This window comes from Hominisplanchenecus sp. (genome assembly GCF_046967715.1).
In the GTDB taxonomy this organism is placed as follows: domain Bacteria; phylum Bacillota; class Clostridia; order Lachnospirales; family Lachnospiraceae; genus Hominisplanchenecus; species Hominisplanchenecus faecis.
Map to the genome: position 1 here is coordinate 1 of NZ_JBKVNQ010000002.1, position 14,100 is coordinate 14,100.

11 protein-coding genes, 1 tRNA gene, 1 other RNA gene and 1 pseudogene are annotated in these 14,100 nt (G+C 44.6%); 2 read left to right on the plus strand and 12 right to left on the minus strand.

The window, feature by feature from the left end; genetic code table 11:
- Positions 1 to 418: 418 nt before the first annotated feature.
- The 7 genes and pseudogenes from ACLTL4_RS00275 to ACLTL4_RS00305 all read right to left on the minus strand — a co-directional run bounded on the left by ACLTL4_RS00275 (position 419) and on the right by ACLTL4_RS00305 (position 8,816).
- Positions 419 to 1,678: a DUF4179 domain-containing protein gene (locus ACLTL4_RS00275; protein ID WP_412320133.1), complete on the minus strand. Its 1,260-nt coding sequence runs from the start codon at positions 1,676 to 1,678 to the stop codon at positions 419 to 421.
- Positions 1,679 to 1,690: 12 nt separating this feature from the next.
- The gene (locus tag ACLTL4_RS00280) at positions 1,691 to 2,212 is read right to left on the minus strand and encodes a sigma-70 family RNA polymerase sigma factor (protein WP_248835830.1); all 522 of its coding nucleotides are present in this window, start codon (positions 2,210 to 2,212) and stop codon (positions 1,691 to 1,693) included.
- 235 nt (positions 2,213 to 2,447) lie between these two features.
- Complete coding sequence (locus ACLTL4_RS00285; RefSeq protein ID WP_147632908.1) at positions 2,448 to 4,751, minus strand: hydratase; 2,304 nt, start codon at positions 4,749 to 4,751, stop codon at positions 2,448 to 2,450.
- A gap of 130 nt (positions 4,752 to 4,881) precedes the next feature.
- Positions 4,882 to 5,475: pseudogene (locus ACLTL4_RS00290) on the minus strand (ABC transporter ATP-binding protein); the annotation flags it as partial.
- Positions 5,476 to 5,491: 16 nt separating this feature from the next.
- Entirely contained in the window at positions 5,492 to 6,229 is a 738-nt protein-coding gene (locus tag ACLTL4_RS00295; RefSeq protein ID WP_022118231.1) for a tyrosine-type recombinase/integrase, read from the minus strand.
- Positions 6,230 to 6,236: 7 nt separating this feature from the next.
- On the minus strand, positions 6,237 to 8,105 hold the full coding sequence (locus ACLTL4_RS00300; RefSeq protein WP_412290939.1) for a D-alanyl-D-alanine carboxypeptidase family protein: 1,869 nt from the start codon (positions 8,103 to 8,105) through the stop codon (positions 6,237 to 6,239).
- 114 nt (positions 8,106 to 8,219) lie between these two features.
- Positions 8,220 to 8,816, minus strand: a complete 597-nt coding sequence (locus ACLTL4_RS00305) for a nucleoside recognition protein (protein ID WP_412290940.1) — start codon at positions 8,814 to 8,816, stop codon at positions 8,220 to 8,222.
- Between the two features lie 132 nt (positions 8,817 to 8,948).
- Here ACLTL4_RS00305 and ACLTL4_RS00310 point away from each other — a divergent pair.
- A tRNA-Ser gene (locus ACLTL4_RS00310) sits at positions 8,949 to 9,034 on the plus strand.
- 93 nt (positions 9,035 to 9,127) lie between these two features.
- Positions 9,128 to 9,985 carry a homocysteine S-methyltransferase family protein gene (locus ACLTL4_RS00315; protein ID WP_022118584.1) on the plus strand — a complete coding sequence of 286 codons (858 nt, stop codon included), beginning with the start codon at positions 9,128 to 9,130 and terminating at the stop codon, positions 9,983 to 9,985.
- A gap of 174 nt (positions 9,986 to 10,159) precedes the next feature.
- Here the strand turns inward: ACLTL4_RS00315 and ffs are convergent.
- From ffs to ACLTL4_RS00340, 5 genes are all read right to left on the minus strand, one after another.
- Positions 10,160 to 10,421: signal recognition particle sRNA large type (gene ffs, locus ACLTL4_RS00320), an RNA gene on the minus strand.
- Positions 10,422 to 10,481: 60 nt separating this feature from the next.
- Positions 10,482 to 11,399, minus strand: a complete 918-nt coding sequence (gene nadA, locus ACLTL4_RS00325; RefSeq protein WP_173866190.1) for a quinolinate synthase NadA — start codon at positions 11,397 to 11,399, stop codon at positions 10,482 to 10,484.
- On the minus strand, positions 11,396 to 11,947 hold the full coding sequence (locus tag ACLTL4_RS00330) for a transcription repressor NadR (RefSeq protein ID WP_022118586.1): 552 nt from the start codon (positions 11,945 to 11,947) through the stop codon (positions 11,396 to 11,398). The genes nadA and ACLTL4_RS00330 overlap by 4 nt, the downstream gene beginning before the upstream one ends.
- A 14-nt stretch (positions 11,948 to 11,961) precedes the next feature.
- Positions 11,962 to 12,813 carry a carboxylating nicotinate-nucleotide diphosphorylase gene (nadC, locus tag ACLTL4_RS00335; protein WP_147632915.1) on the minus strand — a complete coding sequence of 284 codons (852 nt, stop codon included), beginning with the start codon at positions 12,811 to 12,813 and terminating at the stop codon, positions 11,962 to 11,964.
- Positions 12,806 to 14,095 carry an L-aspartate oxidase gene (locus tag ACLTL4_RS00340; protein WP_022118588.1) on the minus strand — a complete coding sequence of 430 codons (1,290 nt, stop codon included), beginning with the start codon at positions 14,093 to 14,095 and terminating at the stop codon, positions 12,806 to 12,808. The genes nadC and ACLTL4_RS00340 overlap by 8 nt, the downstream gene beginning before the upstream one ends.
- Between the last annotated feature and the right edge of the window lie 5 nt (positions 14,096 to 14,100).

The following is a 14,100-nucleotide window of genomic DNA, read 5'->3' on the forward strand; positions in this document are numbered from 1 at the left end:
CGCACCATATTTTACAATGCAGTTCGTCTGCACATTGCCAAAAGCTCCTGGCCTGACGGGGGGCGCTTAAGCGGAACAGCCTTTCAAGCCAAAAGGCAGAACATGAAAAAACAGTATCCACTCTTTTTACTATCTTGATGCGGAACGTTTTGATTCTAAAAACTTTCTGCGTGCACCAGCGTGGCAAAAGGCTGTTTCCTGCCAGCGTGTAAAATATGATATGAAGTGTTTTTAAAAACTATGGCCGTTCAAAAACGTACAGCAATGTGCAAAATGAACAATTCCCAAGAAGGCACTTTTACGTGCCCTTCGGGGAATTCGTTCATTTGCACATGCAATACTATTCTTTTGCAAACACTATTTTAAAATGTGCGGCATTTCAGTTCTTTACACCTGCCGGGAAACCAACGGTCAATTTTTATTTGTCAAATGTAATTTCTTTATGATACACTGCATGTTCTGCAATATATTCCTCATAGGTTTTCGTCTTTTTCTTTTCTTCGTAATCTTCGGAGAAGTAATATCCTTTCAGTTCGTTCATATATTCATCTTCATCGCAGAGGTAAATATTGACTTTCGAGGTATCATACCCATAGGTCTGGCGGCAGTCGGTAATATCTCCGGCGTAGTCCATGCGTTCTCCGTTTGCATCGAAGACTTCTGCGAAATAGTATTTGCCGTCTGTCTCGCTTTTGTCTTTCGGATATACTCGCAGTTCATATCTGGTTTTTACGACTTTTTCCAATCCGACTCCGTCATCGTTGACTTCGTTTACTTCCACGGTCTGTGTATCTTTTGTATCCAGTTTGACATTAAGATCAAAGTCCCAGTTTCCTTCGTAAATTTTTTCATCCGCAACCGTGAAGTTTACATTGTCAAAGCGAATGGAATCCAGTGCCATATGGCAGGTAAAGGTATCGGTCGGTTCTGTCTCCAGAGAACTTAAATCTACTCGCAGCATACCGGCAAAGGTGTGATCGTCCACAAATTTTCCTTCCATATAATTAAATAAAAATGTTTTTTCATCCGGCATGAAGCTAAAGGTATTCTCTCCGCTGATGGCTGCCTGGTCAAAGTTTAAAATATAGTCTTTGACATGATCTTTGATTTTTATATCTTCTGGAAATGGCTCTTCACTGTAAAGGCTCATAGCAATGTACATGGCATTTTTATTATAGTAAACTTCGGATAATGTCACAGTAATGCCATTGGATGTCTTTGTATAGGCTCCATCTGCCGGAACTTCCGAATCATCATCAATTCCTGTATTGCCATTTTTGCTGTCTGCATTTTTTACTGTTTTGTCCGCTTTCTGATCTGCTGTGTTTTCTGTGGACTGTGTCAGAGTTTCTGCAACCTGACTGAAATCTCCTTTTACGCTGGTGTTGTTTTCCACCTGTTCAAAAATGTGACCGATCAGTGGCATTTTTGCTGCAAAAGATGGATTGGAAATACATAACACCGATGCCAGTGCCACCGCAGCTGCCATTCCCATTCCGGCTTTTGCCGTTTTTCGAAACGCTGTTTTCTTCCGTCTCTTTTTCCCCTCTTCAATGCCTGCCCGGACCCGCTGATCCAGATCTTCCGGCACCGGAATCTTATCAAAGCCTTCGATCTGCTCCGGATTTTCGATATATTCAAATGTTTTCTGTTCTTTTTTCTGTTTCTCTCTATTCATCATTACGAACCCCTACCCTTCTTCTAAGATCAGTTTTAATTTTCTTTTTGCTCTGGAAAGATCTGATTTAACAGTCCCTTCTGCTCTTCCCGTATAAGCTGCAATTTCGGAAATTTTCTTATCTTCAAAATATTTCTGTTTTATGATAGTTCGATACGGCTCTTCCAGAGATTCAACTGCATTGTGCAGATCGATGATCTCTTCACGGCTTGCCCCGCCATTCTCTTCTGCTCTGTCCCGTATCTCCGCATCCAGGCTTCCGATTTCTCTTTCCGCTTTTCGGAACATTTCGTTTGCACAGTTATAAATAATGCGTGTCATCCATGTGCGGAAATAGTTCGGATTTTTCAGATCTTTGATGGAAAGCATCCCGATGGTAACGGCTTCCTGGAAAACATCTCCCGCCAGATCTACATTTTTTACATAGCAGAATGCATTCCGGTAAAAATAGTCTTTATGAAGCTGTATCAATTCTCCGTAAGCTTTTGTATCGCCTTTTTTGGCTTTCCGTATCAGCCACGCTTCGCTGCTCATGTTTTATCACCTCCCAGGTTCTATGCCGGATTTTTTTGTATCCTGCATTTTCTGTAGGTTAGATGCTCTCCACCGGTAAAAGGTTGCAATGATGCAAAATTTTTTGCCCCCAACATCATTTTCATAAAAAGGACGGCAAATTTAAAATCTGCCGTCCTTTTTATTTTAGATGCCAGGGTAAGCGTAAGAAGTACGAATTCGTATGACACCTTTTTAATCTTAACCTCTTTATTTTTTATTCTTCTGAAGAATCTCTGTAGTAGTTGATCAGACATCCTTTGAGGATAATCGTTCTTTCATCATCCGTCAGTTCATCCATTTTCAGGGTGATTTCTTTTAATCCATCTCCGACAACATAAGCTTTCATTTCTTTTGCTTTGTCTTTGACTGCCTGTTTTACGTTCGGGATAAACAGGTAATCGCCGTTTGCAAACGGAAGCTCCCCTTTGTCAATGATAAATGGAAGCATACCCCAGTTGATCAGGTTGGAGCGGTATCTCTTTGTCGCATATTCATTTGCGATGTTTGCCCAGCCGCCCAGTACTTTCTGACAGGATGCAGCCTGCTCACGTGCGGAACCATCTCCCGGTTTTACTGCGAAGATCGTGCTTCCGATACAGGTATTTTCACTGTTCATATCCGGATATGCTTTTTTGATCTCATCCCAGACCGGTTTGAGTTCATCAAAAGCTTCACATGGACAGTTTCCGGCTTCGCGGGCTTTTTCTGCTTTCTGTACTTCTTTTGCACGTCCTACATATGCCGGATCTTTTCTGGAGAGTGCAAATTCTGCCAGTCCAAGCGGGTTAGAACGGTAGGAAGATGTCTCTCCGGATGGGATCAGCTCGTCGGTTGTAGTAACCGGATCGTGGATCTCGGATACGACTTTCAATACCATATTTTCTGCCAGCGGTGCCATTTCCGGCCAGTCTTTGATGTTCGGACCAAACTGGATCTCCTGATCCGGATCTGCCACGCCCTTGCTGTCAAATACACGGTTTGCGTAAATAGAACTGTCGAAGTAATATTTTGGATTGCTGAAATCTACGTCCACATCGGTAGCCGCAGTCAGGTATCCTTTGTTTGCTGCAGTAGCTGCGATGGAACGTGCATCCATCAGTGCTACGGAAGAAATCTGGCCATTCTGCAGTTTGCTTCCTTCACGGTTCGGGAAGTTACGTGTAGAGTGACGGATACTCAGGGCATTGTTTGCCGGTGTATCACCTGCTCCGAAACATGGTCCGCAGAATGCTGTCTTCACGATCGCACCTGCTGCCATCAGATCTGCCAGTCTGCCGTTTCTTGCCAGTTCTACATAGATCGGAGTACTTGCCGGGTATACGCTTAACGTAAAGGCATCTGCTCCGATGTTGGAACCTTTCAGGATATCGGCTGCCGCACAGATGTTTTCGAATCCGCCGCCTGCACATCCTGCGATGATTCCCTGCTCTACATAGAGTTTGCCGTTATGTACTTTATCTTTCAGAGAATATTCTACCGCTCCGCCAAGGCTGACTTTTGCTTTTTTCTCTACATCGTCCAGAATATCCATCAGGTTTGCATTCAGCTCGTCGATGGTGTAGGTGTTGCTTGGATGGAACGGCATCGCAATCATCGGACGGATTTCGCTTAAGTTTACATAAACCATGCCGTCATAGTATGTAACTGCACCCGGATTCAGTGCTTTATAATCTTCACTTCTGCCATGGATATCATAGAAATCTCTGATCTTGTCATCATCGGTTCTCCAGATGGAGGACAGGCAGGTCGTTTCGGTTGTCATAACATCCACACCGATACGGAAATCTGCACTCAGTTTCTCTACGCCCGGTCCGACAAATTCCATGACTTTGTTCTTTACATAGCCATTTTCAAAGACAGCTCCGATGATCGCCAGAGCAACGTCCTGAGGACCGACACCTTTCATCGGCTCACCGTCCAGATAAATCGCTACCACACCCGGCATATTGATATCGTAAGTTTTGGAGAGCAGCTGTTTTACAAGCTCCGGTCCGCCTTCGCCCATCGCCATGGTTCCCAGTGCACCGTAACGTGTGTGGGAGTCTGATCCGAGGATCATCTTTCCGCCGCCTGCCAGCATTTCTCTTGCGAACTGATGGATAACTGCCTGATGAGGCGGTACATAGATTCCACCATATTTTTTCGCACAGGTAAGTCCAAACATATGGTCGTCCTCGTTGATCGTTCCGCCTACTGCACAGAGGCTGTTATGGCAGTTTGTCAGTACATAAGGGATCGGGAATTTCTCCAGTCCTGACGCTCTTGCTGTCTGAATGATTCCTACAAACGTGATATCGTGAGATGTCAGTTTGTCGAACTTAATCTTTAATTTATCCATATTACCGGATGTGTTGTGTTCCTGTAATATATTATAAGCGATTGTATTCTTCGCAGCCTCTGCTTTTGAAGGAACACCATCGCCCATTTTTTGTTTCAGTATTGCTTCTGCATCATGGTTATCTTCCACGATCTCGGTGCCGTTTACCAGATAAACTCCGCCGTCATATAACTTGACCATGTTCTACCTCCTGAAAATTGAAATCTTATTCACGAAACGGGCAGAATTCTGTCTTTTGCCCGCATAGGTAAAGTATAATCGCATCCGGCTAAAAAAGCAAGATGCGATTGTTTTCGGCATCAAACTTCTTTGCTTCATCTTTATCATGTGCAGCATAAAGTATGGTTGTGCCGTATCTTTCATGTAATTTTTCTATTTCTGTCCGGATCTGAACCTGAACTTTTTCGTCCAGACCATTTAAAGGCTCATCAAACAGAAAAAGTTTGGGTTTGCGGATGATCGCCCTGCCAAGAGCCACCCTCTTTTTCTGTCCTTCTGAGAGAATCTTCAGCCTGCGGTTTAACAGTTCTTCCAGTCCCAGCATATCTGCTGCTTCTTTTACAGCCGCTTCGATCTGCTCCGTGGAACATTTTTTCAGTTTCATTCCAAACGAAAGATTATCGTAAACGGTCATATTTTTATACAGACTGTAATACTGAAAAACCATGGCAATCTCCCGGTCTTTTGGTTCGACGTCATTAATCGGTTTTCCGTCCAGTTCCAGGATGCCTTCCGTCACATCTTCTGCTCCGGCGATCATACGAAGAACGGTGGATTTTCCGCATTTCGGAGAACCGGTAAGTATCACAAACTCTCCGTCTTCCATTTCGAGATTAAAATCTTTTACCGCCCAAAATCCATTTGGATACCGTTTGCTGACATGCTTAAGGGAGAGCTTTGCCATATTTTTTCTCCTGTTTTTATTTTGTGTTCTTGAAGTTATCCATCAGCTCTTCCAGCTCAGCGAGCAGACAGTCTACTCTGCCGTAGAAAGCGTCGTTATTGGTCGGATTATCCAGCTCTCTTTCGATATGTATCAGCTCTTCTGTCAGTGCATGGATACGGTTCTTTCCTGCATTGTCTTTGTAGAGCATGTAACGGCTTCTCTCATTTTCTTCCGGGGTCATCTTTTTCAGAACAACTTCTACGTTTGGTTTTTCTCCGATATAACGGTAAGTGATCGATGGTGATGCATGGTTCAGAAGATTCTGGATATAGTAAATATCGTTTGTCTCTTTGTAATATCTCCATGCAAAGGTTTTACGCATTGTCTGTGCACCGATCGCATTCAGTCCCATGCTCTTTCCGACGTTTTTAAATACGCGGTAAGCCTGTTCTCTGGAAAGCGGTGCCGGTGAACCGGAATGTCCGAGGATCAGATAAGCCTCCGGATCTTTGCCTTCTGTATACTGGCTGATGATCTCTTTGAGTTCCTGCGGAATCTGAAAAGTACGTTTGATATTTTTTGTTCCGATACTTGCTTCAATGCTGTCTTTATCCCTGATGTCTTTGTTGCGGAATTTCAGGATCTCCTGAAGCTGCAGACCGGTCCCCACTCCTATCTCAAATAAAATATAGTACTTGTCATCTACCTCTCTTAATTTCTGTTTAAATTTTTCAAGTGTTGTATCATCCTTGATCGGTGCTACCCAGTTCATACTCTTTTTAATCCTCCTCTTCTTTTTTCAGATCCTCTGTTTTTGGCTGTTCTGCCGGCAGGATCTCTTCTTCGGGTTTTTCTGTTGGTTTTATTTCTTTTGTTTCTTTTGTTTCCTGTGCTTCTTTTGCTTTCTGCCGGTCGATCAGCTCTTCCATTTCCCGTAATCGCTTCTCTTCTTCTTCGGCTTCTCGCTTTCTGCGTTCCTCTTTCTCAAGTTCTGAACGAATCTCTGACTCGATCTCTTGGAAAGATTTGCTGTCTATATTTTCTTCTATCTTTCTTCGCTGTTCTTTGTCCTGCTCGCGTTCTTTCCTTGCCAGCTTATCGTTTTTGTCACGCATGTAAGCGATGACGATAAGCGGGATCATAAGCAGGATCAGGATCATCCCTACCGTCGCAGACAGCATTTCGTGCTGATCTACCCAACCGTTGAAGGATGTCCATATATTCAGGAATCCAAATGTTATATTATCCATAAATTCATCAACTTTCTCTTCGAACCCTTTGCTGCCGGATGCATCTTTTTCCGGTGCTTCTGTACTTCCCGCTGTCTCTGTTTCACTGCCATTTGTGTCTGTCTGACCCTGCAGTGTCGCATCTGAAATTTCTGTCTTTGTCACCTCAAATGCCGGATTGTTAAACTTTAAGGTTTCCTCTCCGACTTCCCAGCCCTGATAACTGTAAACAATCTTGTTTCCGTCACAGAAACCTCGCTTCAGCTTGTCCGTTTTTAGTTTTTTCGGGATCGTAACGCTTACGGTACTTTTCCCTTCGACCGCCCAGATACCGGCTTCTTTCTGATCCAGAACGGATGCTGTGCCGAAATGACAGATACCTGCCAGCTGTCCGAGTGTTGTCGTATCAAGAGCCGCATCGATCTCTTCGTGGCGGAATTTGTCGAACCCGTAATCTAAAAGTTCCGCAGATTCATTAAAGGTTTTCCAGGAACCATTGACGCGAAGCTCAACACACACCAGCGTCTTGCCGTCTTTCTTTGCATAAGTAACGAGCGTGTTCCACGCTTCGTCCGTAAATCCCGTCTTGCCGCCCTCGCAGTCTTTGTAAGTAAACTCACCGTCTTCATAGAGCATTTTCTGGTGATTGACCAGCCAGCGGTCTTCTTTCATATATTTTGTTTTCGGGATTTTGTATTCGACTGTTTTTGTTATTTTCCGGAACAGCGGAATCTGAAAGGCTGCCTGAGCAATCAGTGCCATATCGTGGGCACAGGTATAATGTTTTTTGTTGTGCAGACCATGCGGATTGACAAAGTGGGTGTTGACGCAGCCAAGCTCTTTTGCCTTGTCATTCATCATCTTCACAAAATTGTCCATCGATCCGCCGACGTACTCTGCGATCACATTTGCCGCATCGTTTGCAGATGCCAGCATGATCGCATACAGGGCAGAACGGACTGTGATCTTCTCCCCGACGGACAGCCAGATCTGGCTGCTGTCCGAATCGATCGGAGCAAGTGCACTCTCAGATGCTTTCACTTTTGTATCCAGGTCACTGTCACTGATGTGCTCCAAGGCGACCAGCATCGTCATGATCTTGGTGATGCTCGCCGGATACAGTTTTGCTTCTGCGTTTTTGCTGTAAAGAAATGCCCCTGTATCCAGATCCATGACAGTTGCACCTTCTGCTTCTACCCGGGGACCCTGGGGCCATTTTTTCAATTCATTTGTCTCTATCGTCCAATCATATGCCTCTGGAGTTTCTTCTACATATTCCTCCGTCTCTTCTGTGTACGTCTCATCATACACCTGTTCATCCTGGGCAATATCTTCTGCCGCAAACAGAACAGTCGGAGAAATGGTTGCAAGTACTATGGCGATGATAAGAAGACATGAGAGAAAATTTCTTTTCTTCATATGCTATCTCCGTTATTTTCTGAAGTGCAGTTATCTGCTTTCCTTTTAACCCTTGGTTCTAAGTATATTATAATCATCCTGTTTTTTCAAGATTGTTATTACAGGATAACACTGTCAAAAAGTATCTTTTGTCATTTTTTCTTTTATTTTGCAGAAAATAACCGCCGTTGCCGTGCTTACCAGTGTTGCTGCGATAGCCGCTCCGGTGATGGCAGAGGGATTGCTGCTTCCGTACTGACTGCGATAGGCGATCACGCTGACCGGTATCAGCTGAAGGGAAGAAATATTTAAGATCAGGAAGGTACACATCTCATTGCTTGCGACTTCTTCGGGCAGACCTTTTTCTTTTTTTATTTCTGCCAGTTCTTCCATCGCTTTTAATCCCGCCGGCGTTGCCGCTGATCCAAGCCCGAGAATATTTGCGATCATATTTGCCGCGATATATTCCTGTGCCTTATGTCCTTTTGGAATCCCCGGGAAAAGAAAATGGATAAACGGCTTTAATTTTTCGGACCATTTTCTGATCAGTCCGGCTCCTCTGGCTATCTCCATCACGCCAACCCAGAGTGCCATCATTCCGGTCATGGTGATGCACAGCGTCACGGCATCTTTTGCCGATGCAAATGCCGCATCTGTCACTGCCTGCATATTTCCCGTGACTGCCCCATAGACGATCCCAAGCAGTATCATTCCTATCCAGAGATTATTCATATTATAGTTTTCACCATTGTGCTTTTATTTATCACAGTTTATGCACTTTTTTCATACAAAAATACATTCTCTGTTCTTTTTCCGGCTTGACTATTTTTTCCGCTGCATTTATAATGAAATGCGTATTCGCATGGAGACGTAGCGAAGTGGCCGTAACGCGCCTGACTCGAAATCAGGTTGTCCTCCGGGGCACGAGGGTTCAAATCCCTCCGTCTCCGTTAACTATTCAAATTAATATAAGTTTATACAAAAAAGTACTGTACGGCTCATTCTATTCACAGTGCTTTTTCTTGTATAATGGAGGAAAATCTATGCAGAAACAGGATTTTAAGAAACTTTTTGAACATGGACCTGTAATTCTGGACGGTGCGACCGGCTCTAATCTCATGAAAGCCGGTATGCCAAAAGGTGTATGTACTGAAAAATGGGTTCTGGAACATCCGGATACGATCATCCAGCTTCAGAGAGCCTATGCAGAAGCAGGATCTCAGATCATCTATGCTCCTACTTTCGCTGCAAACCGCATCTCTCTGGCAAATCACGGTCTTTCTGGTCAGGTAGATCATTATAACCACGCCCTTGTTGCTCTCTCAAAAGAAGCCGTACAGGGAAAGGCTCTGATCGCCGGAGATATCACCACGACCAGCAAAATGGATGCAGAATACGATGAGCTTCTTTCTGCTTATGAAGAACAGATCACAGCTCTGGTGGATGCAGGCGTGGATCTGCTGATCGCTGAGACGATGATCGGTGCAGACGAAACCATGGCAGTGATCGATGCCGCACATGCTGTCTGCGACCTTCCGATTCTCTGTTCTCTGACCATGCAGGCTGACGGCAGTCTTTTCTTTGGCGGAAATATTTTCGAGACAGCACCGATGCTCGAAGAGATGGGTGCAGATGCGGTCGGTATCAATTGTTCTACAGGCCCTGATCAGCTCGAAAATATTATCCAGAATCTTGCCGGCAGTCTCTCTGTTCCGGTCATCGCCAAACCAAATGCCGGTATGCCGACGATCAACGATCAGGGAATTGCTGTTTATGATATGACACCGGAGTATTTCGGCAAAAGCATGAAACGTCTTGTTGACCTTGGTGCCTCCATGGTCGGCGGATGCTGCGGAACAGATCCTTCTTATATTAAGGCACTTGTAAACGCAATCCGCTAAATTTTCTCTTACCCGGATCGTATCCAGACCGAACGTATGTGAGGCTTTGCAATTTTATCAGCCGATCAGGTATTGGCATAATAAAAAGACATACATCGCAGGATTTTTCTGTTTTGTATGTCTTTTTTATATAATCATGAATTTTTTCTTATTTTATTTGCTTGCATTTTTTTACCACGCACCGCACTTTGAACTTCCGCCACAAACGTTACTCCTACAGTTAGCTCAATCCAGGCACCCTCGCGTCACACAAAAGGTTCTGCTTAGTGCTGCTGCATTCCTGCCCTGACACGGTTCACAGATTTCTGTTGCACGAGACCCAAACGTCATCACCACTTATAGAAGGCAGCTTTGCAGCTAAAAACCCTCGGATTGGTATCACCCCTGCTGTAGCGGATTGCAGGTACAGGGCACCGCTATCTCCCCGGCTGCGTGGTCTAAGTTACTATATCGTGAATCCGCTGTTTTGTCAAGTTTTACTTCGGATTTTACCCCATCAGCCACCAAGCTCTACCATGCGGTTGATACATCTTCCTGCTCCTTCGAGCACGTTTTGCGGAAGGTGGATCTCTTCGCCGCCTCTTCCTTTCAGGCAGTTATAGACATCCATAAGTGTTGTGATCTTCATGTTCATGCAGGTGAGCGGAACTGCCAGCGGATAGAATTTTTTATCCGGACAGGCAAACTGAAGGTGTTCTACAATGCTGTTCTCTGTTCCGATGATAAATTCTTCTTTATCGGATTTCTTTGCAAAATCCATGATCCCTGTGGTAGATCCGACATAATCTGCTTTTTCGACAACTTCCTGACGGCATTCCGGATGGACCAGAAGCAGTGCATCCGGGTGATCTGCCCTTGCTTTTTCGACATCTTTTGCACTGACTACGATATGACGCGGGCAGCCACCTTTATAAAAAGCAAAGGTTTTTTCCGGAAGCTGTTCCGCTACATAGCGTCCCAGGTTCGGATCTGGAATAAACAGGATTTTGTCGTTTTCCAGATGACTGCAGATTTCCACTGCTGAAGAAGAAGTCACGCATACATCACATTCTGTCTTGAGTTCTGATGTTGTATTGATATACGCCACAACCGTATAGTCCGGATATTCTGCTTTTAAGGTGCGAAGACCTTCCAGATCAAGCTGTTCTGCCATCGGGCATCCGGCTGCAGGGTTTGGCAGCCATACTTTTTTATCCGGGCTTAAAATTTTACAGGTCTCGGCCATAAAACGCACACCGCACATGATCACGCCGCTGCATTTGCTTTTGGATGCCTGTACGCTCAGTCCGTAAGAATCTCCCATATAATCTGCTACTTCCAGAATTTCCTGACCTTGATAAGCATGAGCCAGAATACATACATCCTGTTCTTTTTTCATACGCAGGATCTCCTGCTGAATTTCTGCTATTGTCATTCTTCGTTTCCTTCCTGTTTTGTATTCTGCTCCCATGGCTGAAGCGGTGCCAGGAGTCCTGCTTTTTTCAGTTGTTCTTCGATCAGATCCAGTCTCTCTTCGCTCGCTGCTTCAACCAGATGATAGTGATAACCGGATGTTGCATTACTCAGTGCACTGGAATTACTGTTGTTCAATGCGGTAATAAATTCATTTACATCCTGTCTTGACCTGATATCCATTTCTGCACTGACTCTTCCATAGACTCTGTGGCTGATACTGATATTGCAGATCCTGCCGCCACAGTCCACGATCAGATTCATTTCTTCTGCTGTCTGATCCGATTCATGACGAACTTTAAATTCACGAACGCAGCTGCTGTCCTGCTGTATCACATATCCTCTTGTTGTTGATAAAATTCCCGGAGTCGCTGCACGAATCACTGCCATATCCTGCACGATCACCTGGCGGCTGACTCCAAACTGGCTCGCCAGTTTCCTTGCAGCAACCGGTTCATCTGCATTCTGAAGAAAGTTTAAAATTTCATTTCGTCTTTCCGCAGTATTCATAGTCCCAGCTCCTTTCAGACTGCATGAAGGTTCTTCATGGAAATGTCCAGAATCGGAGCAGAGTGTGTCAACGCTCCGCTGGATACGAAATCAACTCCGATTTCACGGATGCGTGCAATATTTTCTTTTGTAATGTTTCCGGAGCATTCCGTCTGTGCTCTTCCATCGATCAGTTCCACAGCCTGTTTCATCACTTCCGGTGTCATGTTGTCGAGCATGATAATATCTGCTCCGGCCTCCACCGCTTCTTTTACCTGCTCCAGGGTTTCTACTTCAATCTCGATTTTGCGTACAAACGGAGCATATTCTTTTGCCATTGTGATTGCTTTTGTGATGCTTCCGGCTGCACCGATGTGATTATCTTTCAGAAGTACACCGTCTGATAAGTTGTATCTGTGGTTGCATCCTCCGCCCACACGCACTGCATATTTTTCAAATACACGGCAGTTTGGCGTCGTTTTTCTGGTATCCAGAAGTGTTACTTTGCTTCCTTCCAGAAGTTTTGCGACCTGTCTTGTATAAGTGGCAATTCCGCTCATTCTCTGCAGATAATTCAGTGCCACACGTTCTCCGGATAACAGTACACGGATGTCTCCGGTAAGCGTTGCCATCAGCTCACCTTTTTTTACCTCATCACCGTCTTTGCATTTAAAATCAATTTCCGTTTTCTCATCCAACATCTGAAAAACTCTTGCATAGACATCCAGTCCGGCGATAATTCCGTCTTCTTTTGCGATCAGATCTACCGTTCCTTTTACCTCGGTCGGCATAACTGCATTTGTAGAAACGTCTTCACTTGTGATATCTTCCTGCAGTGCCATACGGATCAGCTGATCCGCCTGCATTTTCATAGTTATACTATTCATTTGCTTTTTTCATCCTCTCTATCTCATTCAGCACTTGTTTATGATACCCTTCCAAAATTACATTCTGGTCTTCATATTGATTCAGATCCAGTCGGTCCGGTCTGCACATCTCCGGTGCTTCTCCAAATATCATATCATCTGCTGCCCGTCTTGCAAAGACCAGAGATTCCAGAAGCGAATTGCTTGCCAGACGGTTCTTTCCATGGACACCATTGCAGCTTGTCTCACCGCAGGCATAGAGTCCACGCATGGAAGTCCGGCTGCTCAAATCTGCCTGGATACCTCCCATAAAATAGTGCTGTGCCGGAACAACCGGAATCGGCTCTTTTCTCGGATCAAATCCTTCCTCAATACAGTGCTGATAAATGTTCGGGAAATGCTGCATGATCGTTTTTTCACCCAGCGGACGCATATCTTCCCAGACAAAATCAGTACCGTCCTTTTCCATCTGCTCAAAAATCGCCTGACTGAGCAGATCCCTTGGCTGAAGTTCATTCGTAAAACGCTGACCGTTTTTGTCATAAAGAAGTGCCCCTTCGCCACGGACAGATTCTGAAATCAGGAAACGTCTTCCCGGTTTATGTGAAAATAAAGTTGTCGGATGGATCTGTATGTAATCCAGATGCTCTAATTTCACCTGATGTTTCATTGCAATACCAAGTCCGTCTCCGGCAATATGCGGATAGTTGGTAGAATTCTGGAAAAGACCCCCGATACCACCGCATGCCAGCACAACAAACTGGGAACGGATCGGATAAACATTATTTTTTGCATCCATTGCAATCACACCGCCGCAGATATTGTCTTTCGATATGATATCTACCATCGTCATATACTCACAGATTTCAATATTTTCTTTTGTCTTTACCTGATCCAGAAGCGTCTGCGTAATCTCTTTTCCGGTAATGTCCTCATGGAAGAGGATTCTTGGTCTGGAGTGTGCACCTTCTCTTGTAAATGCAAGCTCGCCATCCTCTGCACGCACAAAATCTACATTTCTCCACAGCAGATCACGAATGATATCGTTGGAGCTTCGGATCATCAGATTGACCGCTCTTTTATTATTTTCATAATGCCCTGCACGCATGGTGTCTTCAAAATAATCCTCATAATCATCTTCACCACGCAGCATGCAGATACCGCCCTGTGCCAGAAACGAATCTGACAGATCCGCCCCCTGCTTTGTAAGCATCAGAATTTTTTTTCTTTTTGGAAGATTCAGGGCACAGTAAAGACCTGCCGCTCCGGTACCTACAATAATGGCATCATAATATTCATTCATTTTCT

Excerpts from the sequence above, each read along its gene's own strand:
- ACLTL4_RS00280 (WP_248835830.1), bottom strand. The coding sequence starts at position 2,212 with ATGAGCAGCGAAGCGTGGCTGATACGGAAAGCCAAAAAAGGCGATACA.
- ACLTL4_RS00305 (WP_412290940.1), bottom strand. The coding sequence starts at position 8,816 with ATGAATAATCTCTGGATAGGAATGATACTGCTTGGGATCGTCTATGGG.
- ACLTL4_RS00340 (WP_022118588.1), bottom strand. The coding sequence starts at position 14,095 with ATGAATGAATATTATGATGCCATTATTGTAGGTACCGGAGCGGCAGGT.
- ACLTL4_RS00315 (WP_022118584.1), top strand. The coding sequence starts at position 9,128 with ATGCAGAAACAGGATTTTAAGAAACTTTTTGAACATGGACCTGTAATT.
- ACLTL4_RS00295 (WP_022118231.1), bottom strand. The coding sequence starts at position 6,229 with ATGAACTGGGTAGCACCGATCAAGGATGATACAACACTTGAAAAATTT.
- ACLTL4_RS00285 (WP_147632908.1), bottom strand. The coding sequence starts at position 4,751 with ATGGTCAAGTTATATGACGGCGGAGTTTATCTGGTAAACGGCACCGAG.
- nadA (WP_173866190.1), bottom strand. The coding sequence starts at position 11,399 with ATGACAATAGCAGAAATTCAGCAGGAGATCCTGCGTATGAAAAAAGAA.
- ACLTL4_RS00300 (WP_412290939.1), bottom strand. The coding sequence starts at position 8,105 with ATGAAGAAAAGAAATTTTCTCTCATGTCTTCTTATCATCGCCATAGTA.
- nadC (WP_147632915.1), bottom strand. The coding sequence starts at position 12,813 with ATGAATAGTATAACTATGAAAATGCAGGCGGATCAGCTGATCCGTATG.
- ACLTL4_RS00275 (WP_412320133.1), bottom strand. The coding sequence starts at position 1,678 with ATGAATAGAGAGAAACAGAAAAAAGAACAGAAAACATTTGAATATATC.
- ACLTL4_RS00330 (WP_022118586.1), bottom strand. The coding sequence starts at position 11,947 with ATGAATACTGCGGAAAGACGAAATGAAATTTTAAACTTTCTTCAGAAT.